The sequence below is a fragment of the Mycolicibacterium iranicum genome (assembly GCF_002101705.1).
In the GTDB taxonomy this organism is placed as follows: Bacteria; Actinomycetota; Actinomycetes; order Mycobacteriales; family Mycobacteriaceae; genus Mycobacterium; species Mycobacterium iranicum.
In genome coordinates this window covers 24,864-45,740 of record NZ_LQPC01000041.1, presented here as the reverse complement: position 1 = coordinate 45,740, position 20,877 = coordinate 24,864, and the positions used below count along the sequence as shown (strand labels likewise).

The following is a 20,877-nucleotide window of genomic DNA, read 5'->3' as shown; positions in this document are numbered from 1 at the left end:
CATCTGCATGGGTCGACACAGCCTGTCGTACATTGCGTCGCAGCAAGGTGATTCGACGACCGCGTCAAATGGCGGATCCTCGGCGGGATATGTGGGCCGGGTCGGACTGTTGGCCGTCGCCCTGGGCATCGGGGCGGCCGTGGCAGGCGGCACTGCGATTGCCAGCGCAGAACCCTCCGCGAGCACCGACACACGTTCCGCGCAGTCGACGGACCACTCCCGCACCACCAAGAGTTCGTCCACGCGTGCGTCACACGCCACGGCGGACGACAAGTCCGAAGCCAAGACCGACTCCAGCCCCCGGGCGGACGACGATCCCGGCTCGACCCCGTCGTCTTCGCTCGACGGCGTCCGACGGGGCGGCGATCGCGACGCCGCCGACGCCGAGGTCGAGGTCGAGGTCGAGGCCGCCGAAGAGGCGGTAGAAGAAGCCGCGGAAGAGGATGCACCCGAGGCGCCGGCGGCCGATGACGAAACCCCCACGGCGTACGGCGACATCGGCAAGTGGATGCTCGACGCGAGCGGCGACATCGCCGACTACGGCGGTTTGCCGTATGAGGGCAAGACTGTGCTGGAAGCGATCAACGTCGTCATCGTCGATCCGACATCGCGGTCCTCACTGGAGGCCACCTGGCGACTCAACGCCGCCATGCGCCGTGCCGGATTCCCGCCCCGTCTCATACACAGCACCGGTTTCCGCGGGCTCATCGACGGCGAGCGCTATCGCCAACAGCCGCGGGGACTTCTGGTGGGTTACTCGGACGACTTCTTCCTGCTGCCCAACAATCACGGCCGGATCTTCGGGCCCGACCCCGTCGAGACTGCGAGTGGATACGTGTGGAGCGGCTCCTTCAGCACCGAGGAGTTCGTCTTCTATCAGGGCCTTCCCCGGCATGGCTACGTGTCGTCGAACGAAGCCCGTGACGCTCTTGCCGCTCAGCTGGTCGCCAGCGGGCGCGCGACCTCAGGCGGCATGGTCTCGCTCGACAACGCGTACAACACCGACACCACGACGACAGGTGACCACGACGGCTTCGCCGTGGTGGTGACACTGAACGGATTGCGCGCTGCCACTGCCGCGATGGACGCCGCGACGCTCGCCGCACGCGAAGCCGGTACTTCACGCACATGCGTGAAGGCTGACGTTTCGGCCACCTCGCTGTCGTGCGCCGTCGCGTCCCGGTAGGCATCTGAGCCCGCGAGCAATTCGCGCCGAGTTGCCTCACGATCGTGAGGCCAGCGGCCTGCAGGGTGTTGACCCCGTCCCTCGTCATCCGATCCACCATGCCGGAATTCGACGGTGGTGTAGATTACAAGTCCATGAGTTTGCAAACGAATTGCTGACTCCGCCGTTGTGTTGCGAGACTTACCGACTGGCAAATTGAATATTGCCGGCTGACCGCCGAACTCCGGAGGCGACCATGTTAATGGTTGGCACAAACGTGACTTCGCCTTGTCCGAAAAATCACGACATCGTGGTCGAGTCGTGGATGGTGGGTACCACGTGAACGGCCTTTCGCACAGCGTCGCCGCGAACCACGTGCAGGACCCAGTGCCGCTGTCAGCAAATGAGATTGACGCTGACATCCGCCGTCTGATGCTTCGCCACATGGTCGTCACGCGTGCCGTGGATGACGAAGCCGGCCGACTCCAGAATCAGGGCTCGGTCGATCTGTGGCTCTCCTGCCGCGGCCAGGAAGCCGCGCAGGTCGGTTCTGCGATGGCGCTGGCCGACACTGCCACCATTTTCCCCAGCTATCGAGAGCACGCCGTCGCCATCGCGCGCGGCATCGACGGGGTCGATGTGGTCGCGCAATGGGCCGGACGCACATTCTGCGGATGGAAGCCGCGAGAGCACAGGTTCTTTCCGTACACCCTCGTCGTGGGCGCGCAGACTCTGCACGCTGTGGGCTACGCCCTCGGACAGCGACTTCAGGGCGCGACCGAACCCGTCGCGGTCTACTTCGGCGACGGCGCCACCAGCCAGGGAGACGTGTCCGAGGCCATGAACCTCGCAGCCGTCGAATCCGCCCCCGTGCTCTTCATCTGCCAGAACAACGGCTGGGCCATTTCCAAACCGAGCCGCGATCAGATGCTGACCGGCATTTCCACGCGTGCCAAAGGGTTCGGCATCACGTCATGGTCTGTGGACGCCACCGAACCCGACAACACCTACGTGCACTGCGTCGAGGCGTGGCGCCATGTGCAAGCCACCGGGTCGCCCGGTCTCATCGAACTGCGCACCATCCGCTCAGCGGGGCATAGCAGCTCCGACGCCCACACGCTGTATCGCGAGCGCGACGAGATCGCCGCCGCGGCGGCCAACGATCAGGTCGCTCGCTACCGGCAGCTGCTGCACAGCGAGGGGGTCGTGGACGATTCCTGGTTGGAGCGCACAGACACTGAAGCGATGGCTGCCGGACAACGCCTGATCGAGGCGCTCGGACGATGACCAGCACCCGCACCGCCAGCCTGGCGGATTCGCTCAACGGCGCGCTGCACCGGCTGATGGACGACGACAGCTCTGTCGTGCTGATCGGGCAGGACATCGGTGCGCTGGGCGGCGTCTTCCGCGTCACGCGCGGTCTGCAGGAACGCTTCGGCCGCAACCGGGTTCGCGACGCCGTGCTCGCGGAGTCGTCCATCGTCGGACAGGCCATCGGAATGGCGATGAGCGGACTCAAGCCCATCTGCGAGATCCAGTTCGAAGGCTTCGTCTACCCCGCCATGAATCAGATCGTCACACAGGCCGCGAGGATCCCCGCCCGGTGGAACGATGACATGCCCCTGCACCTGGTGATCCGAATCCCGGTCGGCGGCGGGATCCGGGCCGTCGAACATCACAGCGAGTCGAACGAGGCACTCTTCGCACACTCTGCGGGACTGCACGTCGCGTATCCGTCGCATCCCGACGATGCCGCCGACATGCTGTGTTACGCAGTCGATCTCGGAACGCCCGTGGTGTTCTTCGAACCCAAGCGTCTGTACTGGAACCGCCGCCTCCAACCCCGCAAGACCCCGCGGGCGAGTTCCCCCGAGGGTGCGCGCGTGGTGCGCACTGGCGGCAGCAATCCCGACATCACCGTCGCCGGATACGGAGCGATGCTGGATGACGTGCTTCAAGCCGCGCAGACGCTCGAGGGCTCGATCGACGTGGAGGTTGTCGACCTACGGTGGATCGCACCGATGGACACCAGCACGGTGATCGAATCGGTCGCACGGACGGGGCGTCTCCTCGTGGTGCACGAGGCGGTCGAATTCTGCGGCGTGGGAGCAGAACTCGTAGCCGCCGTGACCCAGCGCGCATGGGATACGCTGCGGACGCCGCCACGGCGGTTGGCGCCACAGCGAAGGACCTATCCGCCAGCCCATCTCGAGAAGGACTACCTCATCGATGTCGCCGGCATCGTGAGGGCGATCGAGGAGACGTGCAGGTGAGCGACACCATCGACATCCTCGTTCCGGAATTCGGTCACGGGCTCACGGAGGCGCTCGTCATCGAATGGCTTGTGGCAGAGGGGGACAGAGTCGAGCGCGGCGACGTCGTCGCCGTCCTCGAAACCGACAAGAGCAGTGTGGACTTGTTGGCCGAGAGGCCGGGCACGGTGGCCGAGATCGTTGTCGCCGCCCGGTCGATCACGACTTCCGGTTCCGTGTTGTACAGGCTCGACGAGTGATCTGAAAGGCGAAACAATGCCGTCCGTAGACGAACGAATGAACCCGATCGTGCTGAAATTCGTGCGCCGCCGCGTACCCGATGCCGAGGTCGCCGACTTCGACAAGGCCATCTGGGATCTGGATCTCGACTCGCTCGACATCGCCGAGATGGTCGAGATGCTCGAACAGGAGTTCAGTGTGAATGCCGACCTCGAAAAGGTCGACGACTGCACCACTCCCGCGCAGATCAAGGATTACTTCCGGGCACTGATCGGGACCGAATGAGCGCTGGGATCGTCGACATCGCCACAGCGACACCCGGAAAGCACATCCCGAACTCCTTCTTCGACTCGATCGGTCTGACCGACGAGTGGATCCGCAGGCGCACAGGCGTGGGTGCGCGGTGGTGGATGGACGATTCCGACGAACTCGACGACGTCGCGGCGCGCGTCTGCGCACCGCTGGTGGAACGTCACCGTGACCGTGTCACCGTCTCGGCGCTGATCGTCGTCAGCAGTTCGGCAGGTGGGGCGGTGCCGGGGATCGCACAGAGCGTCGCGACGAAGTCAGGACTACCGACCGACGTTTTGGCCTTCGACATGAGCGCTGCCTGCAGCGGTTTCGTCTACGGCTTGATCAACGCGCTGTCGCTGTGCGAATCGGGCGACGGCGGGGCGGTGATCGTGTGTTGCGTCGAGGCGATGTCGCGGATGCTTGACAAGAGCGACCGCAACACCGGTCCCTTGTTCGGCGACGGCGCAGCCGCGGTCCTCATCGAGCCCCGAGAGGAGTTCCGAAAGCACCAGTGGCATGCGGGATGTGACGGTGAGGGTGCGGATCTGATGCGCGGCCAGCTGGGCAAGGGCATTGCGCTCGACGGCATGCGGGTCTACCACCGTGCTGTGCGGATGATGTCCGACACCGTGAATCGCCTGCTGGACAACGACATGAAGCCCTCGATTCTGATCGGACACCAGGCCAACTCCCGAATACTGGAGCGTCTGCAGGAGATCGACACCGGCGGCGCCGTGTTCGTCGATCGCGTCGAGAACTTCGGCAACACGTCGTCGGCGTCGATCCCCCTGGCGCTGGGGGCATGTGTCGCCGAGGGCTCGATCCCGTTGTCGGGCAGGGCGATGCTCGTCGCCTATGGTTCTGGCGAGGCATGGGGTGGTGTCGCCGTCGACTACGATCTCACCGACACCGCCGATGCCGAATAGTCAGCGGACAATCCTGGTCACGGGTGCCTCTCGCGGTATCGGTGCCGAGGTCGCAGTGCGGCTTGCCGGCGCCGACCGCCACGTCGTCGTGAACTATCGCGACAAGGCCCGCCGTGCCGACGAGATCGTCGAGCGCATCAGGGACGCCGGGGGCACAGCCGTCTCCGTGCGGGCGGATCTGTGCGACGAATCCGCCGTCACAGCAATGCTTTCCACCATCGGCCGGCTGGATGTCCTGGTGCTCAACGCTTCCGGCGGCATGGAACGCGGAGCCGACCCCGGTTATGCCATGCGGATCAACCGGGATGCTCAGGCCGCGCTGGCACGCCGGGCGCTCGAGGCGATGCCTGCGGGCGGGCGCATCGTGTTCGTCACCAGCCACCAGGCGCACTTCCACGACACCAAGCCGGTGCCCGCGGAGTACGAGGCCGTGGCGGCGAGCAAGCATGCGGGTGAACGCGCACTGAAGAATATGCGGGCAGTCCTTGAGCGACACGGGGTGGAGCTGGTCGTGGTGTCGGGCGACATGATCGAAGGCACCTTTGTGGTGCGTCTGCTGGACCGCTGCAACCCCGACGCCGTGGCACGACGCCGGGCCGCAGGCCCTCTGCCGACGATCGAAGAGTTCGCGGGGGCGATCGTCGACGCTGTGGAGGCCCCGGGTCTCGACGGGCACACGGTCTACGTCGGCGGAGCCGACTACCTGGGGAGGGTGTGACGTTTCAAAAGCGCGATGTTCAGGTATCCACCCCGGGTGGCTCGACTTCGAGCCGAACTCTGCGGAAGGAACGCACGATGGGTGCCGACGACAAGGCAAGCAACAAGATCGACGACCTCGGCGGCAAGGCCAAGGAGGGTCTCGGCAAGCTCACCGGTGACAAGAGCACCGAGAACGAAGGCAAGTTCGACCAGGCCAAGTCCAGCCTGAAAGACGCCGGCGAGAAGGTCAAGGACGCTTTCAAGAACTAGCTGTTGAGAAAGCCCCGCACCTGCATCGCAGGCTGCGGGGCTTTCTTGTGCGTGGCGGTGGCGGAGGGATTTGAACCCTCGGACGGGGGTTACCCGTCACACGCTTTCGAGGCGTGCTCCTTAGGCCGCTCGGACACGCCACCGTGTGGCAGCTTACCGATCGACACGTCGTGGACCAAAACGCCGCCCACCTCTGACGAGCGCGCGCAAAATGCCGGGCTTGTGCGGCGCGTCGGCGTACAGACCCGCGCACTCGCGGTGCAAGGGGACCTCAGCGCTGGCGGGCGAAGAACTCCTCCAGCGGCGCTGCGCACTCGGCTTCCAACACACCGCCACGCACCTGGGGCCGATGGGTGAGCCGCCGGTCACGTACCACATCCCACAGCGAGCCCACCGCACCCGTCTTCGGCTCCCACGCCCCGAACACCACACGCCCGATCCGGGCCATCACCAAAGCGCCCGCGCACATCGTGCACGGTTCGACCGTCACCGCCAGCGTCGCGCCTTCCAACCGCCATCCGTCACCGAGCGCCAGCGCCGCGGCACGCAACGCCAGGATTTCCGCGTGCGCCGTCGGATCGCCCAGCTCCTCGCGCGCATTCGCCGCCCGCGCCAGCTCCGTGCCGTCTGCGGCGACGACGACAGCGCCGATCGGCACATCGCGTGGTCCTGCGTGACGTGCTGCCTCCAGAGCAGCACGAATCAGCGCCTCGTCCGTCAACGGCTGCGGCGCGATCGCCGGCTCACCGGCCCAGACGCTCGAGCACCGCCGAGAGCTCGTCTGCGAAACCCATCTCACGCGCGATCCGGCCGACCTGCTCGTCGGCGTAGAGGTCGTCGCTCTCGTCGAGGATCACCCCGAGCACCGCCTCGGGCAGTCCGATGTCGGAGAGCACGCCGAGGTCCCCTTCTTCGAACGGGTCACACCGTTCCAGCTCCTCGTCGTCGATCTCGGTGTCGAGCTTCTCCAGGACTTCGGCCGCGATGTCGTAGTCAAGTGCCGCAGTGGCGTCCGACAACAGCAGCCGAGCCCCGGAGGGAGCGGGCCGAACGATCACGAAGAACTCGTCGTCGATATCGAGAATGCCGAAAACCGCTCCTGCGCTTCGCAATTCGCGTAGCTCGGTCTCGGCAGCGGTCAGGCTGGTGAGGGCGGCAGGGCGCATCGCGCTGCATCGCCACTTGCCGTCCTCCCGGACGACGGCCACGCCGAAGCCGTCCGGAACGTCGGTCGCCCGCTCCTGCTTCTGTGCACTGTGCGCTCCCATAGGCGCTAACGGTAGTCCCCTACCTGGGGCTTTACCAGCGCGCTCGTAGTCTGGGCACGTGACGAATACACCGGTGTGTGTGGTCGGCCTCGGGTTGATCGGCGGTTCGCTGATGCGGGCCGCGAAGGCCGCAGGCCGCGCGGTGTTCGGCTACAACCGATCGGTCGAGGGCGTGGAGGCGGCCCGCTTCGACGGTTTCGACGCCACCACCAACCTCGACGAGGCCCTCACGCGGGCCGCGCAATCCGGCGCATTGATCGTGCTCGCCGTCCCGATGCCGGCACTTGCACAGATGTTGCGTCATATCCGCGCCACCGCCCCCGAGTGTCCGCTGACCGACGTGACCAGCGTCAAGGGTGCGGTGCTCACCGAGGTCGACAAAGCCGGGTTGCTCGACCGCTTCGTCGGCGGCCACCCGATGACGGGCACGGCCCATTCGGGCTGGACCGCCGGGGACGAACGCCTGTTTCACAACACACCCTGGGTGGTCAGCGTCGACGACCATGTCGACCCCACCGTCTGGGCCGCGGTGATGCAACTCGCGTTGGACTGCGGCGCGTTCGTCGTCCCCGCCCGCTCCGACGAACACGACGTGGCGGCGGCGACGATCTCGCACCTGCCACACCTGCTCGCCGAGGCGCTTGCCGCAACAGCCGGGGAGGTCCCGTTGGCCTTCGCCCTGGCCGCGGGATCCTTCCGCGACGGCACCCGCGTCGCCGGCACTGCGCCCGACCTGGTCAGGGCGATGTGCGAAGCCAACGCCTCTCAGCTGGTGCCGGTACTCGACAAAGCGCTGCGCCGGTTGGTCGACGCACGGAACCAGCTGGCCAAGCACCACCCGGTGGCCGAACTCGTAGAAGCCGGGCACGCCGCGCGGATCCGCTACGACAGCTTCAGCCGCCCACAGATCGTCGCGACCGTGCTCGGCGAGGACGGCTGGCGCGATGAACTGGCTGCCGCCGGGCGTGCGGGCGGCGTGATCAGATCCGCTCTGCCAACCCTGGATAGTCGAGGATGAAACCGTCGGCGTCGACCGAGATGGTCGTGTCCGCCACCGGCGAGCTCAACTTGATTCCGTCCGCGGTGGCCGCGTAGCTGATCGTGGCCACGTCGACTGCCAGGTCGGGCACCCGGACGTAGACGACGGGCATGGTCACCGACTCACCGCTGCCGGGCAGGATGCCGAGGCGGCGGATGGGCAGGGCGTTGAAGAACGGGCTGAATACCGCGTCGACGTCCAGCGCGCCGTCGAACGCTGAGCGGCTGGTCTGGCCAGAGTGTTCCTGCACCATCCACATGTTCTCTTCGTCGCGCGCGATCGAGAGCTGGCGCTCCCGCTCGGCGAGCGTGACGGTCAGCGACAGTCGCTTGGTGGCGCCGTGTTCGTCGGTGACGAGATCGTAGGACGCGCTGAACGCGGGATGCACCGATGTGGCTGCGGCAACCACGCGGCCGTAGGCCTTGACGCGTTTGCCGGAGAGCTGGACACGAACCGACTCCATGCGCGGTACGTCATGCGCCCTCCACGTCAGTACAGCAGGCCAGGTACTCCCGCCCGAGCGCTCGGCTTCACTCATGCCTCTACCGTAGTCGGCGGGTCACCCCGTTCGTGGCGGGCTTCGGAATCGCGGCGCGAACGAGATTCGAGCGCAACCTCATCGTCGAGAAACGGCTGCGGCATCGAGCCGGGACGACGCAGTCTGCCGGTGCCGGGAACCGACGCCCACACCGCGAACGCCAGGGCGCCGTCCAGGATCAACGCCAGCACCGTGACCATCAGCGCACCCACGAGCGCGAGGTAGAACTCGCGCACCTTGATGCCGTCGATGAGATAGCGGCCGAGCCCGCCCAGGCTCGCGTAAGCGGCCACCGTCGCCGTCGCGACAATCTGCAGGGTCGCGGTGCGCAGGCCCGCGAGGATCAGCGGCAGCGCGTTGGGCGTCTCCACCCGCAGCAAGATCTGCGTCTCCGTCATGCCCATCGACCGGGCGGCATCGACCACCGACCGGTCGACGTTCGCGATGCCCGAATAGGTGCCCGCCAGCAGCGGTGGGATGCCCAGAAGCATGAGGGCCACCGTCGGCGGGATCAGGCCCAGCCCCCACAGGAGCACTCCGAGAAGCAGCACGCCCAGCGTGGGCAGTGCCCGCAGGGCGTTGACGCCGGTGACGACGAGGAAAGTGCCCCGGCCGGTGTGGCCGATGAGCATGCCGAGCGGCACAGCGATCACCGCCGAGAAGAACACCGCAATGGCGGTGTACTGGAGATGTTCGAGAATCCTTGCCGTCAGACCGGCGGGGCCACCCCAGTTGGCCGCGGTGAAGATGAACGACAGCGCATCTTGCAGAAAGTTCACGACCTCGCCCCCGCCTTCGCCGGAGACGTCTTCGATGCCCGGGACGCCCGTTCCCAGGGCGTCAGGGCCTTGCCCGCCAGCATGATCAGGGTGTCGATGACGATGGCCAGCACGAAGATCGCGATGATGCCGGCGATGATCTGGTCACTCTTGTTCGCCTGATAACCCTCGGTGAACCAGGTGCCGAGGCCGCCGATGCCGATGACCGAGCCGACGGCGACCATCGAGATGTTCGTGACCGCGACGACTCGCAGGCTCGCGATCAGGACCGGAAGTGCCAGCGGCAGTTCGATTTTCAGCATTCGTGTCAACGGTTTGTAGCCGACCGCGGTAGCGGCGTCGAGCACTGCCGGTGACACCGCGTCGAGCGCCTCCGGTACCGCCCGCACCAGCAGTGCGACCGTGTACAGGGTGAGCGCCACGATAACGTTGGCCTCGTCGAGGATGCGGGTCGGGATGACCAGCGGCAGCACCACGAACAAGGCCAGCGACGGGATCGTGAAGATGATGCTCGCCGTCACCGTCGTCAGGCGCCGCAACACCGTCGTGCGTTGAACGAACGCGCCCAGCGGAACAGCGATCACCAGACCCAGGACGATCGGGATGAGCGACAGCCGCAGGTGGATCAGCGTCAACGTCCAGAGATCGTCGAGGTGTGTGAACAGATAGCGCATTCGCTGACTACCCCAACTCCGGGATATGCCGCTGCTTCTGCAGAAGTTCGAGGACGTCGGGTGCGCGCACCCCGCCGATCAGGTGACCCTCCTCGTCGACAGCGACCCCCAGCCCCGTCGGGGATGACAGCGCGGCGTCGAGTGCCTGCCGCAGGGTTCCGTCGGGGTGGAAGAACGAACCACCGCCGATGGTGCAGTCGTACAGCGAATTGCCTTTGCGGTGTAGCGCAACGCCTTCGGCGTTCATCCACGCGTACGGTGTTTTGTCGGCTTTGGTGACCAGCACCCAGTCCTCGGGGCCGAGATCGAGCGCGTCGATGTCGGACTCCGGCGCGTTCGGCACGTCGTGCAACGGCAACCCGGTGGCATGGAAGAACTGGAGACCGCGGTAGCCGCGATCGGCACCGACGAAGGACGACACGAGTTCGTTTGCGGGGTTGGACAACACGAACTGCGGGTCGGCGTACTGCTGCAGCACTCCGCCGCGGCCGAATACGGCGACCTTGTCGCCGAGTTTGACCGCCTCGTCGATGTCATGGGTGACGAACACGATCGTCTTGCGCAATTCGCTCTGCAGTCGCAGGATTTCGGTTTGCAGGTCCTCGCGGACCACCGGGTCCACCGCGCTGAACGGTTCGTCCATCAGCAGGATCGGCGGGTCGGCGGCCAGCGCCCGCGCCACCCCGACGCGCTGCTGTTGCCCTCCCGAGAGCTGAGCCGGATAGCGGTCGGCCAGCTTGGGGTCCAGGCCCACCCGCTCGAGCACGCCGAGCGCGGACCTGCGTGCGCTGCGCCGTGATTCACCGCGCAGCACCGGCACAGTGGCGACATTGTCGATGACCCGCAGGTGCGGCATCAGCCCGGCACTCTGGATCACGTAGCCGATCCCGAGGCGCAGCTTGACCGCATCGACCTTCGTGACGTCCTTGCCGTCGACGGTCAACGTTCCCGAGGTCGGTTCGATCATCCGGTTGATCATCCGCATCGACGTGGTCTTGCCACAGCCCGACGGACCCACGAACACCGTGAGGGTGCCCTCCGGTACCTCCAGGGTGAGGTCGTCGACCGCGACGGTGCCGTCGGGATACTTCTTCGTGACGTTCTCGAACGTGATCACGTGGTTGCGTCCCCTATTTCCCGATCGGTTCGTTGAAGCCGTTGTCGGCGATCCATTTCTCTGCGGCTTCGTCGGGATCGATGCCCTGATTTCCCTCCACCGAGGTGTTCAGTTCAATCAGGGCTTCGGTGGTGAGTTTCGCGCTGACCGCGTCCAGCACCGTCTTGAGTTCGTTCGACATCTTCTGGGAGGCGACCAGCGGCACCACGTTCGCCGCCAGGAAGACGTTCTCCGGATCTTCCAGCACCACCAGCTTGCTCTGCTCGATGGCCGGCGAAGTGCTGAAGATGTTGGCCGCGGTGACCGTTCCGTCGGCCAGCGCCTGCACGGTCGCGGGACCGCCGCCATCGCTGATCGCGATAAAGTTCGCAGGGGCGATGTCGAGACCGTACTTCTCCTTCAGCCCCACCAGTCCTGTCTGTCTGGTCTGAAACTCAGACGGCCCACCGACTTTCACCTCCGGGGAGCGCTTCGCGAGGTCGGCGATCGACTTCAGGTTCCAACGCTGCGCGGTCTCCTCGGTCACCGCCAAGGTGTCTTTGTCCTCGGCCGGTGACGGGTAGAGGATCGACAAATCTCCGGGCAGCGCCTTGAAGAGGGCCAGCAGCACCGTGTCCGGGGTGGTGGCGGTGCTCTTGGCATCGAAGTACTGCAGAAGATTGCCGGTGTACTCGGGGATCAGGTCGATCGAATGATCCTGCACCGCCGGGATGTACGTCTCCCGGCTGCCGATACCGAACTGGCGGGTGATCGTGAAGCCGTTGGCTTCCAGGGCCTGTGCGTAGATCTCGGCGATGATCTTCGACTCGGTGAAGTCCGCCGACCCCACCTTGATCGTCTTCAGGTCCCCGGATATCTCACCACCACCGAGTGGATTCGAACTGCCGCACGCTGCCAGAAACAGTGCGACCAGAGCGAACATCGCGGTCACAGCGAAGCTCGCAGATTGTCGGGACCGTTGCATGCGAACGTCCTTTCGGTTTCGCCGACCATACGTCACGCGCGTTTCGGTTTCATTCAAAGCCGCGAGGGGCAAAGATGGAGCCATGACCAGCGATCCGTTCGCGTCGCCCGACCAGCCGGCTTTCGACGCCCCCGGCACTCCGCCGTCGGGTACCCCGCCGCCACCGCCGGAATCGGCGGTCAAGTTCACCAAGGCCGCCGCCATGTGGGGCTCGCTCGCCCTGGGGTTCCTGGTGCTGATCGTGCTGCTGATCTTCATCGCGCAGAACACCGAGTCGACACCGCTGCGGTTCCTCGGCTGGGAGTGGTCGCTACCCCTGGGGGTCAGCATCCTGTTCGCGGCTGTCGCCGGCGGCCTGCTCACGTTCGCGGTCGGCGCGGTCCGGATCTTCCAGCTGCGACGTGCCGCGAAGAAGAACCTCAAGGCCGGCCTGTAGCGGTTCACCGAATCGAGACCAGCTGCTCGATCGAATCCCGCGGCAGTTCACCGTCGACAGTCGCCGTGACGCACATGTCGTTCACGGTGATCTGACCCTTGTGGTTGTCCAGCCAGGCGGTGTCGGCGGCGTCGCGTCCGGTCGCGATCCGGACCATCGACTGCCGCGGAGCCAGGCACGTCGCATCGACCACCCGCCAGTGGCCGTCGACGAACGCCTCCGCGACAGCGTGAAAATCCATCGGCTGGCAGCCCGGCGCGTACACCGACACGAGCCGCGCGGGAACGTTGACGGCGCGAAACAGGGCGATGACCAGATGCGCGTAATCGCGGCACACACCGGAGCCGGCGAGCAATGTGTCGGCGGCTCCGTCGATCGGATCGCTGGAGCCGGGCACGTAGCTCAGCCGCGCGCCCACCCAGGCGGGCACCTTTTCCAGAAGCTCAACCGAGTCGGCGATGTCACCGAATTCGGTGGCCGCGAAGCCGAAGAACTTGTCCGCCTCGGCGTACCGGCTCGGCCGCAGATAGGTGGACAGATCGAGGTCGCGCACCGGCGCTGGGTCGGCACTGCCGATGACGGTCGCCGAATAGCTGACCTTGAGATTGCCGACAGGCGCGTCGAACTTATGAATACGGTTGCCGTGGTCCCCACTGATCTCTTGGATCCGGCCGAGCGGTATCTCCTTGCCGTTCAGGGTGAACGACAGCGACTCCGTCACCTCGGCCCCGGGCTGGGGTGCCACGGCGATCTGGAATTCCAGAGTCGTCTCGTCTGAGATCTCGATATCCAGTTCCGCGCCGACGTCACGTTTCATGGTTTTCACTGCTGGCCGCTTCTTTCTGGTCCGGGAGAGGAATTTGTTGGGGCGCGTTACAGGCACGCGCTTCTCTACCCACCGGTGACCTGCGGTGAAACCTTTGGTCAGGACAGCGCGGACAGCCCCGCCGCGACGAACGGCCGCACGGCCTCGTCGACCTTGTCGGTGCCCTCGGCGACCCCGCCGCCGACCCTTGCCCGGTAGGCGATGCCGGCAGCGATGATGGCGACCTTAAAGTAACCCAGCGCCATGTAGAAGTCCCAGTGATCGAGCGGCTTTCCGCTGGCCAGCGCATAGCGTTGGGCAAGGTCATCGGTCGGCGGCATCAGGTCGCACGCCCACGCCGCGTCGTCGTGGACGACGTTGAACGTCGGCAGGCGGTACACACACATCAGCGCGGCGTCGCTCAGCGGGTCTCCGAGCGTCGACATCTCCCAGTCCAGGACGGCGGCCACCTTCCTCGGGTCGTCGTCGTCGAGGATCGTGTTGTCGATGCGGTAGTCGCCGTGCACGATCGAACTCCGCGTCTGCTCCGGCACGGACTCCGCCAGCCGCTCGTGCAGCTTCTTGACGTCGGCATCGGAGGGGTCGTCGTCGCGTTTGACCAGATCCCACTGCGAACCCCAGCGGCGGACCTGGCGTTCGAGGTATCCGCTGGCCTTGCCGAAGTCACCGAGCCCGACCGCGTCGGGATCAACCTCGTGCAGATCGGCGAGCACCTGGATCAGCGAGTCGACGACGGCGCTGATGACCGATTCGTCGCCCAGGGCGGCGAGCTGCGGGGTGTGCCGGATGACGCGTCCGGGGACGCGCTCGACCATCTGGAACGGCGCACCGAGCACGGAATCGTCGTTGCTCATCGTGATCGCACGCGCGACGGGGACCGCGGTGCCGGCCAGCGCGGCCACCACCTTGTATTCGCGGGCCATGTCGTGGGCCGACGGAGTCAGACCGTGCAGCGGCGGGCGGCGCAGCACCCACTCCGACGCGTCGTCGCCGACGAGGAAGGTCAGGTTCGATCTGCCACCGGAAATGAGTTCGGCGCGAAGGTCGCCGCTGCGGGGAACACCGGCTTCGCGCAGGTGTCGGTCGAGGGCGGCAAGGTCCAGTCCTTCGAGCTCAGTCACGCAGACTTTCCTACCACCTGTGCTCGTCTGCTCTTCGCGCGAGCGCTCATCGCCAGTTCCTCGGAAGCAGGTCCCATACGTGTTCGGTGCCGTTGACGCTGGCGACGGCGAGACGCTCCCGGCTCGACGACCACAGCAGCCGCGTCACCGACGCGTAGTCGACGTGGAACGACAGCAGGCGTTCGGTACCCAGGATCTTGTGCAGCAGCACGTTGATGACGCCGCCGTGGCTGAACACCGCGACGGTGTCTTCGTGATCGGCACTGGCGACGAGCTCGTCAATGCCCGCAGAAATGCGCTCGAGAAAGGCCTTCTCGTCCACGCTGCTCGGCAGATGGCCGTCGATCAGCCGCTGCAACTCCTCGGGATGCTCCTTGGCGATCTGTTCGATCGGGATGTAGTGCGGCAGGTCGCGGTCGTACTCCGCCAGCCGATCGTCGATCTCGATGGGCAGGCCGAGCTTGTCGGCGACGGGCCTGCCCGTCTCGACGGCGCGCACCTGCGGGCTGCTCACCAGCCGGGTGATCGGGAAGCGCGCCAGCGCGTCGGGCAGGCGTTTAGCTTGCTCGATGCCCTCCTCGGACAGGCTCGGATCGGAGCCCTGCCCGGGTTCGCTCCGCAGAGGCAACGCATGTCGGACCAGAAGCAATTGCACCGTGACACCATATGGCCCGTGGCTGGATATTTGGATCGGCTGTTCGACCTGACCGATCGCGTGGTGCTCGTGACCGGCGGCAGCCGGGGGCTGGGCCGCGAGATGGCGTTCGCGGCGGCACGGTGCGGTGCCGACGTCGTCATCGCCAGCCGCAAGTACGACACCTGCGTGGCGACCGCCGACGAGATCGCCGCCTCGACGGGTCGTGCGGCATTCCCCTATCAGGTGCACGTGGGTCGGTGGGACGAGCTCGACGGGCTGGTCGACGCCGTCTATGACCGGTTCGGCCGGGTGGACGTGCTGGTCAACAATGCCGGGATGTCGCCGCTGTACGAGTCGCTGTCGTCGGTCACCGAGAAGCTGTTCGACTCCGTGGTGAACCTGAATCTCAAAGGGCCGTTCCGGTTGTCGGCTCTCGTCGGGGAACGCATGGTCGGCGACGGCGGCGGTTCGATCATCAACGTCAGCTCCAGCGGTTCGATCCGGCCCGCCCCCGACATGCTCCCCTACGCGGCCGCCAAGGCCGGGCTGAACGCCCTGACCGAGGGGCTCGCGAAAGCGTTCGGGCCGACGGTGCGGGTCAACACACTGATGGCCGGACCGTACCTGACCGACATCAGCAAGGCATGGAATCTCAGTGAGCAGAACAATCCGTTCCGCCATCTGCCACTGCAGCGCGCCGGCGATCCCCGCGAAATCGTCGGTGCGGCACTGTTTCTGATGTCCGACGCGTCGAGCTTTACGACGGGCTCGATTCTGCGCGCCGACGGCGGGGTGTCCTAGCGGCCGGCTAGTTCGCTGTCGGCGGCGGCGGCTCGTAGGGGTGGTACCACTTCCATTGGACGCGTTCACCGGTCGGCCCGCGGTAGGCGGGAACATTGGGTGGAGCTGCAGTCGGTGGCCGCGCCAGCGATCCGCGGCGCATCACCTCCCCGTCGCAGTCGGTGACCATCAGCCGATGGGCCGGACCGGTGATCGTGATCAGGCCGCGATGATGGGCCCGGTGATGATATGGGCACACCAGAGCGAGGTTGTCGAGCTCCGTCTGCCCACCGTGTTCCCAATGGACGAGGTGATGGGCATGTATTCCGCGGGTGGCCCCGCAGCCGGGCACGACACACGTGCCGTGATCACGACGCTCCAGTGCCCGACGCAGCCTGCGGCCGATCGTGCGCGTGGACCGGCCTGAACCGATAGGCTGCCCGGACCGTTCGAACCACACTTCACATGTGGCATCACACAACAGGTACTGGCGATCAGCGTCAGCGAGCACCGGACCCAAATGCAGAGTGGAGAATGACTTTTCGATATCGAGATGCACCACGACTGTGGTGTGTTGCCCGTGCGGGCGCCGAGCGACGTCGGCGTCCCAGCCCGTCTCGATCAGGCTCATGAAGGCATCCGTGGTGGTCGGCATCGGCGGTGTCTGCGCACCCTCGCGGTCGGTGCCGTCATCAGGGTTGCGGTCGCTCTTCCAGTCCGCGATCAACCCGTCCCGATGCGAAGCGAGCGCGGCATCGACCTTGGCCGCTTCCAGGTTGTGCAGACGGATCCGATACGTCGTGTACTCACCCTTGACACTCTTGGTGACCGACGGACCCGGCTCCGGTCGTGGCGGCAGATCCGGCCGCGGCTCCGCCACGACCGCCGTACGCAGTTGTGCCACCGTCATGTTCTCCGCCATGGCCAGGTAATGACTGTCCGCACCCGGGCCCGACCGCTCGGCGATCACCCCGACCTGATCCAGCGACAGTCGACCCTCCCGTAGCGCAGCCGTGCAACGCGGCAACTCGTCCGCCCTGTCCGCGATCGCCATCGTCGTCTTGGCGTTGTGCGGCGACACTCCGGTCTTCCATGCGATCAACTCGCCCATCGACCGGCACCCCGTCGTTGACCACAACCCGTCCCGATCGATCTCCGCGGCGATCTCGACAATGCGACCGTCGATCGCATTGCGCTGCCCAGTCAGCTCCGACATCTCGTCGAACAACGCCTCCAACCGTGCCATCCGCGGAGGGCTCGGCTGGTAGGACGGCACCGACGGGGACATGACCTCATCATGCCCCCGGGCACCGACAAATCTCGGCGGTCTGCGCTACGGCGTGATGATGTTGAAGTCTGGGTCCGGTTTGTCGAGCACCGAGACCAAGGACGCCAAAACCTCAGCATCGCCTGCGATCTCGAGACCCGGTGATGAGTTGTCCCCCGCTGCGAGCGAGAGCAGCCGCAGCTTCGAGGCGAGCGTGATCGTCGCCTGCGCGGTCGCCGCGTCGGCTGCCGCCTTGCGGTACACCAGCACGCCGTTGCGCAGCGAGAGCCGGTAGTTGGTCGCGGTATCGAGGAACGTGATGTCGATGGCGAGGTCGAGATCCCAAGCGCGAGGCCCGTTCACACTGATGGCCAGTACGTCGAACATCTGCTCCGGGGACAACTGCGACACCATCGTGGTCGACGTCGTCTGGGTCGGGGTGCCGAAATTGCCCTCCCGCAACTCGGTGGCACCCGCCAGGTAGAAGTTGCGCCATGTCGCGGTCTCGGCGCCATAGGCAAGTTGCTCCAGGGTGTCGGCGTAGAGCTTTCGCGCACCCGCGTGATTCTCGTCGGTGAAAATGGCATGGTCGAGAAGAGTTGCTGCCCAGCGGAAATCACCGTCATCGAACGCGTTCTGCGCCAGCTCGACAAGGCGGTCAAGCCCGCCCATGGCCGCCACGTAGCGCGGTCCGATCGCTTCGGGTGGGTGTGCCCACAGTCGTGCCGGGTTGCCGTCGAACCAGCCCATGTACCGCTGGTAGACCGCCTTGACGTTGTGGCTGACAGAGCCGTAGTAACCCCGCGCGTGCCAAGCCTGCTCCAGTGCGGGCGGCATGGCGAACGTCTCGGCGATCTCGATCCCGGTGAAGCCCTGGTTGAGCTGGCGCAGCGTCTGATCGTGCAGGTACGCGTACAGATCCCTTTGCAGAGAAAGGAATTCGACGATGCGGTCCTTGCCCCACGTCGGCCAGTGGTGCGAGGCGAAGACCACGTCGGCACGGTCGGCGAACGTGTCGATCGCCTCGGTGAGGTAGCCCGCCCAACCGTGCGGGTCGCGCACCAGTGCCCCGCGCAGCGTCAGCAGGTTATGCAGATTGTGGGTGGCGTTCTCGGCCATGCACAGTGCGCGGAATTGCGGGAAGTAGAAGTGCATCTCGGCCGGGGCCTCGGTGCCGGGGGCCATCTGGAACTCGATGTCGACGCCGTCGATGGTGTGCGTCTCGCCGGTTTCGCGAATGTCCACCGTCGGCACGATGATCGCGACCTCGCCCTGCGACGGTGTCTGTCCCAGCCCGCAGCCGACCTGGCCCCGCGCACCGCGTTGCAGCACGGTGCCGTACATGTACGCGGCGCGGCGGGTCATGGCCGTGCCCGCATAGACGTTCTCCTGCACGGCGTGTGCGGTGAAACCCTCCGGCGCGAGGACCGCGACCTTGCCCGAGTCGACATCGGCTTGCGAGGTCACGCCGAGGACTCCGCCGAAGTGGTCGACATGGCTGTGCGTGTAAATGACGGCCCTGACCGGGCGGTCACCGCGGTGCTGCCGGTAGAGGGCGAGCGCAGCCGCGGCAACCTCGGTGGACACCAGCGGGTCGATCACGATGATGCCGGTGTCGCCCTCGACGAACGTGATGTTGGACAGATCGAACCCACGCACCTGATAGATGCCCTGGGCATCTTCTCCCGTCGCTCCGCTCGCGGTGACCACTTCGTACAGCCCCTGCTTGGCGGCCAGCGTCGACTGCCGCCACAGGCTCGGGTGCACGCTCGTCGGCGCATCGCCGGTGAGGAAGGCGTAGACGTCGTTGTCCCACACCACCCGGCCGTCGGCGGCTCTGATGACACAGGGGTTCAGCGCTGCGATGAACCCACGGTCGGCGTCGGTGAAATCTCGGGTGTCGTCGAATGGCAGGGTGTCGAGATGACGGCGGTGGGCGTCTTCGATCGTCGGTGTGGGGGGCTTGCTGTCCATTCTTCGAAGCCTGCCACGTCCGGAACCGGCGCGGTGTTGACTGGTGCGATGTCAACTAACACAACAGGGGGCACTCGCAGAGTCGTCACCGGACACGATGCGTCCGGAAAATCCGTGTTCGCCAGCGACGAGATGGTCGAGCCGCGGAGGCCGGTGCTGCTGCCCGGTTCGGAATTCACGATGCTGTGGGGCGGTGACGAGACGCCGCACTTCCCCGACGACGGGTCGATGCCGAACTGGCGCACCTACTTTCCGCCCGTCGGCGGGTTCCGGTTCTCGATGTTCACCCTGCCGCCCGGCACCGCCACCGCGCGCACGGACGACCTCACCACCGAGGAGGCGATCGCCGACGGCGAGGAGAAGCTGCCGGGGCTCCTCGGGTACATGGAGCTCGACGATCCGGGCATGCACACCACCGACACCATCGACTTCGAAGTGGTGCTGGAGGGGACCGTCATCCTGGAGCTCGACGACGGCGCCGAGGTGACGCTGCACCAGGGGGACACCGTGGTGCAGAACGGAACTCGGCACCGGTGGCGCAACCCCGGCGACGTCCCGGCGCGGCTCGCCCTGTTCGTGTGCGGCGCCGAGCACGACAAGGTCAACCGTCCCGGCTGAGCCACTGCTGAGCGCGACCTCCGACGGGGCGAAATTGGTGCACGGACCCCCTCCCGAGGGCCCATAGGCTGCTTGCCGTGGAGGGTTCGGTCGAGGTCGTGGTGGCGGAACTGCACGCGGCAGCCGAGCGACTGCGCGACGCCGGACAGCGGCTGCAGGACGGGCTGTCCGGCGTGGACTTGGAGACGCGGCAGCTGCTCGGTTCGGGCTGGAAGGGCGGCGCGGCCTCGGCGTACGCGCCCGCGTGGGACCACTGGCACACCGGAGCCGGCCAGGTCGTGCGCGGCCTGCAGACCATGGCGGACCTGCTGAACCTCTCGGGCAAGGAGTACGCCAAGACCGACCAGCAGTCCGGCGACGCGCTCAACGCGACGATGCAGACCGGCGGCGGAGGCGCGCCCGCCGGAGGTGGTGGTGGCGGGACTCTGGCTGCGGCTGCGTCGACTTCCGAGCCGCTGACGGGGCTGGCCCAGATGATGGACCTCGAGCAGCTGGGATCGGTCGCGGAGTCCGCGCAGTCGGCTCCGCAGCAGCTCGGCGGCTTCCTGCAGCAAGGCGCCCAGATGGCCGGTGGATTCGTCGAGCAGGTGTCGTCGATGGTCGAGGGGGCCGCTGCCGGCGGGGACAGTCAAGGCGAGAAGGCACCGAACCCTGAACCCCAATCCGAAACCGATCGCGATGCGAAGCATAAGGATGAGCCGTGAGCGGCCTGGTGGTCGACTTCGACGCACTGCGCGCCGCGATCACGCACATGGAGGAGTTCGGTCGCGAGGTCACCGAATGCCTTGACGACATCTCGCACACGATGACGATGCTGCGTGGCTCGTGGGAGGGCGCCGCGTCGGATGCGCAGACGCAGGCTCAGAAGCAGTGGGAGACCGGCGCCGAGCAGATGAAGGAAGCGCTCACCGCACTGCAGAAGGTCGTTGACACCGCGCACAAGAACTACACCGACGCCGTGGCCAAGAACGGTCAGATGTGGCAGGGATGACC

Annotated in this window: 26 protein-coding genes and 1 tRNA gene; 14 read left to right on the top strand and 13 right to left on the bottom strand. The window is 66.2% G+C overall.

The genetic code is table 11. The annotated features are described in order from the left end of the window. Positions 1 to 7 precede the first annotated feature (7 nt). The 8 genes from AWC12_RS31145 to AWC12_RS19645 all read left to right on the top strand — a co-directional run bounded on the left by AWC12_RS31145 (position 8) and on the right by AWC12_RS19645 (position 5,846). Complete coding sequence (locus tag AWC12_RS31145; protein WP_165762832.1) at positions 8 to 1,186, top strand: hypothetical protein; 1,179 nt, start codon at positions 8 to 10, stop codon at positions 1,184 to 1,186. 423 nt (positions 1,187 to 1,609) lie between these two features. Then, positions 1,610 to 2,452 (top strand): thiamine pyrophosphate-dependent dehydrogenase E1 component subunit alpha, encoded by an 843-nt coding sequence (locus AWC12_RS19675; RefSeq protein WP_085176537.1) that lies wholly within the window; start codon positions 1,610 to 1,612, stop codon positions 2,450 to 2,452. Further along, positions 2,449 to 3,438 carry an alpha-ketoacid dehydrogenase subunit beta gene (locus AWC12_RS19670; protein ID WP_085176455.1) on the top strand — a complete coding sequence of 330 codons (990 nt, stop codon included), beginning with the start codon at positions 2,449 to 2,451 and terminating at the stop codon, positions 3,436 to 3,438. Before AWC12_RS19675 ends, AWC12_RS19670 begins: the two co-directional genes overlap by 4 nt. Beyond that, the gene (locus tag AWC12_RS19665) at positions 3,435 to 3,677 is read left to right on the top strand and encodes a biotin/lipoyl-containing protein (RefSeq protein WP_024447274.1); all 243 of its coding nucleotides are present in this window, start codon (positions 3,435 to 3,437) and stop codon (positions 3,675 to 3,677) included. Before AWC12_RS19670 ends, AWC12_RS19665 begins: the two co-directional genes overlap by 4 nt. A 16-nt stretch (positions 3,678 to 3,693) precedes the next feature. After that, positions 3,694 to 3,942 carry an acyl carrier protein gene (locus AWC12_RS19660; protein WP_081660044.1) on the top strand — a complete coding sequence of 83 codons (249 nt, stop codon included), beginning with the start codon at positions 3,694 to 3,696 and terminating at the stop codon, positions 3,940 to 3,942. Continuing rightward, the gene (locus tag AWC12_RS19655) at positions 3,939 to 4,877 is read left to right on the top strand and encodes a 3-oxoacyl-[acyl-carrier-protein] synthase III C-terminal domain-containing protein (RefSeq protein ID WP_024447276.1); all 939 of its coding nucleotides are present in this window, start codon (positions 3,939 to 3,941) and stop codon (positions 4,875 to 4,877) included. The genes AWC12_RS19660 and AWC12_RS19655 overlap by 4 nt, the downstream gene beginning before the upstream one ends. Beyond that, a complete protein-coding gene (locus AWC12_RS19650) occupies positions 4,867 to 5,595 on the top strand; it encodes an SDR family oxidoreductase (protein ID WP_085176453.1) in 729 nt (242 codons plus the stop codon). Before AWC12_RS19655 ends, AWC12_RS19650 begins: the two co-directional genes overlap by 11 nt. A 77-nt stretch (positions 5,596 to 5,672) precedes the next feature. Beyond that, positions 5,673 to 5,846 (top strand): CsbD family protein, encoded by a 174-nt coding sequence (locus AWC12_RS19645; protein ID WP_024447278.1) that lies wholly within the window; start codon positions 5,673 to 5,675, stop codon positions 5,844 to 5,846. 52 nt (positions 5,847 to 5,898) lie between these two features. Here AWC12_RS19645 and AWC12_RS19640 read toward each other — a convergent pair. The 3 genes from AWC12_RS19640 to AWC12_RS19630 form a co-directional block, all read right to left on the bottom strand. Beyond that, positions 5,899 to 5,989: transfer RNA gene (locus tag AWC12_RS19640), tRNA-Ser, on the bottom strand. A gap of 128 nt (positions 5,990 to 6,117) precedes the next feature. Continuing rightward, a complete protein-coding gene (locus AWC12_RS19635; RefSeq protein ID WP_085176451.1) occupies positions 6,118 to 6,567 on the bottom strand; it encodes a nucleoside deaminase in 450 nt (149 codons plus the stop codon). Between the two features lie 22 nt (positions 6,568 to 6,589). Further along, complete coding sequence (locus tag AWC12_RS19630) at positions 6,590 to 7,114, bottom strand: tRNA adenosine deaminase-associated protein (RefSeq protein WP_085176449.1); 525 nt, start codon at positions 7,112 to 7,114, stop codon at positions 6,590 to 6,592. 73 nt (positions 7,115 to 7,187) lie between these two features. Here AWC12_RS19630 and AWC12_RS19625 point away from each other — a divergent pair, with 73 nt between their 5' ends. Then, positions 7,188 to 8,132, top strand: coding sequence for a prephenate dehydrogenase (locus AWC12_RS19625; protein ID WP_085176447.1), 945 nt, complete (start codon positions 7,188 to 7,190; stop codon positions 8,130 to 8,132). Here the strand turns inward: AWC12_RS19625 and AWC12_RS19620 are convergent. Genes AWC12_RS19620 through AWC12_RS19600 form a run of 5 tightly spaced genes read right to left on the bottom strand, consistent with a single transcriptional unit; the run spans position 8,095 to position 12,225 of the window. Beyond that, positions 8,095 to 8,691: a putative glycolipid-binding domain-containing protein gene (locus AWC12_RS19620; RefSeq protein ID WP_085176445.1), complete on the bottom strand. Its 597-nt coding sequence runs from the start codon at positions 8,689 to 8,691 to the stop codon at positions 8,095 to 8,097. The genes AWC12_RS19625 and AWC12_RS19620 overlap by 38 nt on opposite strands. Then, entirely contained in the window at positions 8,688 to 9,470 is a 783-nt protein-coding gene (locus AWC12_RS19615; RefSeq protein ID WP_085176443.1) for an ABC transporter permease, read from the bottom strand. The genes AWC12_RS19620 and AWC12_RS19615 overlap by 4 nt, the downstream gene beginning before the upstream one ends. Continuing rightward, complete coding sequence (locus AWC12_RS19610; protein ID WP_085176441.1) at positions 9,467 to 10,144, bottom strand: ABC transporter permease; 678 nt, start codon at positions 10,142 to 10,144, stop codon at positions 9,467 to 9,469. The genes AWC12_RS19615 and AWC12_RS19610 overlap by 4 nt, the downstream gene beginning before the upstream one ends. Before the next feature lie 7 nt (positions 10,145 to 10,151). Next, the gene (locus tag AWC12_RS19605) at positions 10,152 to 11,261 is read right to left on the bottom strand and encodes an ABC transporter ATP-binding protein (RefSeq protein ID WP_085176439.1); all 1,110 of its coding nucleotides are present in this window, start codon (positions 11,259 to 11,261) and stop codon (positions 10,152 to 10,154) included. A 13-nt stretch (positions 11,262 to 11,274) separates the two neighbouring features. After that, positions 11,275 to 12,225, bottom strand: coding sequence for an ABC transporter substrate-binding protein (locus AWC12_RS19600; RefSeq protein ID WP_085176437.1), 951 nt, complete (start codon positions 12,223 to 12,225; stop codon positions 11,275 to 11,277). Between the two features lie 82 nt (positions 12,226 to 12,307). Between AWC12_RS19600 and AWC12_RS19595 the strand changes: the two genes are divergently transcribed. Then, entirely contained in the window at positions 12,308 to 12,661 is a 354-nt protein-coding gene (locus tag AWC12_RS19595; RefSeq protein ID WP_024447287.1) for a LapA family protein, read from the top strand. A gap of 4 nt (positions 12,662 to 12,665) precedes the next feature. Here the strand turns inward: AWC12_RS19595 and AWC12_RS19590 are convergent, their stop codons facing one another. The 3 genes from AWC12_RS19590 to AWC12_RS19580 form a co-directional block, all read right to left on the bottom strand. Next, positions 12,666 to 13,478: a transglutaminase-like domain-containing protein gene (locus AWC12_RS19590; protein ID WP_024447288.1), complete on the bottom strand. Its 813-nt coding sequence runs from the start codon at positions 13,476 to 13,478 to the stop codon at positions 12,666 to 12,668. Between the two features lie 107 nt (positions 13,479 to 13,585). Next, entirely contained in the window at positions 13,586 to 14,608 is a 1,023-nt protein-coding gene (locus AWC12_RS19585) for a phosphotransferase family protein (RefSeq protein ID WP_024447289.1), read from the bottom strand. Between the two features lie 46 nt (positions 14,609 to 14,654). Next, on the bottom strand, positions 14,655 to 15,263 hold the full coding sequence (locus tag AWC12_RS19580; RefSeq protein WP_085176435.1) for a histidine phosphatase family protein: 609 nt from the start codon (positions 15,261 to 15,263) through the stop codon (positions 14,655 to 14,657). Here AWC12_RS19580 and AWC12_RS19575 point away from each other — a divergent pair. Continuing rightward, entirely contained in the window at positions 15,240 to 16,046 is an 807-nt protein-coding gene (locus AWC12_RS19575; protein ID WP_110808698.1) for an SDR family NAD(P)-dependent oxidoreductase, read from the top strand. The two genes, AWC12_RS19580 and AWC12_RS19575, sit on opposite strands and share 24 nt — an antisense overlap. 7 nt (positions 16,047 to 16,053) lie before the next feature. Here the strand turns inward: AWC12_RS19575 and AWC12_RS19570 are convergent, their stop codons facing one another. Further along, complete coding sequence (locus AWC12_RS19570) at positions 16,054 to 17,313, bottom strand: HNH endonuclease signature motif containing protein (protein WP_085176431.1); 1,260 nt, start codon at positions 17,311 to 17,313, stop codon at positions 16,054 to 16,056. 45 nt (positions 17,314 to 17,358) lie between these two features. Beyond that, positions 17,359 to 19,266 (bottom strand): alkyl/aryl-sulfatase, encoded by a 1,908-nt coding sequence (locus AWC12_RS19565; protein ID WP_085176429.1) that lies wholly within the window; start codon positions 19,264 to 19,266, stop codon positions 17,359 to 17,361. A 48-nt stretch (positions 19,267 to 19,314) separates the two neighbouring features. Here AWC12_RS19565 and AWC12_RS19560 point away from each other — a divergent pair, with 48 nt between their 5' ends. From AWC12_RS19560 to AWC12_RS19550, 3 genes are all read left to right on the top strand, one after another. Then, on the top strand, positions 19,315 to 19,884 hold the full coding sequence (locus AWC12_RS19560; RefSeq protein WP_085176535.1) for a cupin domain-containing protein: 570 nt from the start codon (positions 19,315 to 19,317) through the stop codon (positions 19,882 to 19,884). 77 nt (positions 19,885 to 19,961) lie between these two features. Further along, positions 19,962 to 20,588, top strand: a complete 627-nt coding sequence (locus AWC12_RS19555; RefSeq protein ID WP_165762831.1) for a WXG100 family type VII secretion target — start codon at positions 19,962 to 19,964, stop codon at positions 20,586 to 20,588. Beyond that, on the top strand, positions 20,585 to 20,875 hold the full coding sequence (locus tag AWC12_RS19550; RefSeq protein ID WP_024447295.1) for a WXG100 family type VII secretion target: 291 nt from the start codon (positions 20,585 to 20,587) through the stop codon (positions 20,873 to 20,875). Before AWC12_RS19555 ends, AWC12_RS19550 begins: the two co-directional genes overlap by 4 nt. Positions 20,876 to 20,877: the final 2 nt, after the last annotated feature.

Excerpts from the sequence above, each read along its gene's own strand:
- AWC12_RS19660 (WP_081660044.1), top strand. The coding sequence starts at position 3,694 with ATGCCGTCCGTAGACGAACGAATGAACCCGATCGTGCTGAAATTCGTG.
- AWC12_RS19575 (WP_110808698.1), top strand. The coding sequence starts at position 15,240 with ATGTCGGACCAGAAGCAATTGCACCGTGACACCATATGGCCCGTGGCT.
- AWC12_RS19590 (WP_024447288.1), bottom strand. The coding sequence starts at position 13,478 with ATGAAACGTGACGTCGGCGCGGAACTGGATATCGAGATCTCAGACGAG.
- AWC12_RS19620 (WP_085176445.1), bottom strand. The coding sequence starts at position 8,691 with ATGAGTGAAGCCGAGCGCTCGGGCGGGAGTACCTGGCCTGCTGTACTG.
- AWC12_RS19675 (WP_085176537.1), top strand. The coding sequence starts at position 1,610 with ATGGTCGTCACGCGTGCCGTGGATGACGAAGCCGGCCGACTCCAGAAT.
- AWC12_RS19595 (WP_024447287.1), top strand. The coding sequence starts at position 12,308 with ATGACCAGCGATCCGTTCGCGTCGCCCGACCAGCCGGCTTTCGACGCC.
- AWC12_RS19600 (WP_085176437.1), bottom strand. The coding sequence starts at position 12,225 with ATGCAACGGTCCCGACAATCTGCGAGCTTCGCTGTGACCGCGATGTTC.
- AWC12_RS19560 (WP_085176535.1), top strand. The coding sequence starts at position 19,315 with ATGTCAACTAACACAACAGGGGGCACTCGCAGAGTCGTCACCGGACAC.
- AWC12_RS19565 (WP_085176429.1), bottom strand. The coding sequence starts at position 19,266 with ATGGACAGCAAGCCCCCCACACCGACGATCGAAGACGCCCACCGCCGT.
- AWC12_RS19610 (WP_085176441.1), bottom strand. The coding sequence starts at position 10,144 with ATGCGCTATCTGTTCACACACCTCGACGATCTCTGGACGTTGACGCTG.
- AWC12_RS19645 (WP_024447278.1), top strand. The coding sequence starts at position 5,673 with ATGGGTGCCGACGACAAGGCAAGCAACAAGATCGACGACCTCGGCGGC.
- AWC12_RS19570 (WP_085176431.1), bottom strand. The coding sequence starts at position 17,313 with ATGTCCCCGTCGGTGCCGTCCTACCAGCCGAGCCCTCCGCGGATGGCA.
- AWC12_RS19670 (WP_085176455.1), top strand. The coding sequence starts at position 2,449 with ATGACCAGCACCCGCACCGCCAGCCTGGCGGATTCGCTCAACGGCGCG.
- AWC12_RS19630 (WP_085176449.1), bottom strand. The coding sequence starts at position 7,114 with ATGGGAGCGCACAGTGCACAGAAGCAGGAGCGGGCGACCGACGTTCCG.
- AWC12_RS31145 (WP_165762832.1), top strand. The coding sequence starts at position 8 with ATGGGTCGACACAGCCTGTCGTACATTGCGTCGCAGCAAGGTGATTCG.
- AWC12_RS19650 (WP_085176453.1), top strand. The coding sequence starts at position 4,867 with ATGCCGAATAGTCAGCGGACAATCCTGGTCACGGGTGCCTCTCGCGGT.
- AWC12_RS19655 (WP_024447276.1), top strand. The coding sequence starts at position 3,939 with ATGAGCGCTGGGATCGTCGACATCGCCACAGCGACACCCGGAAAGCAC.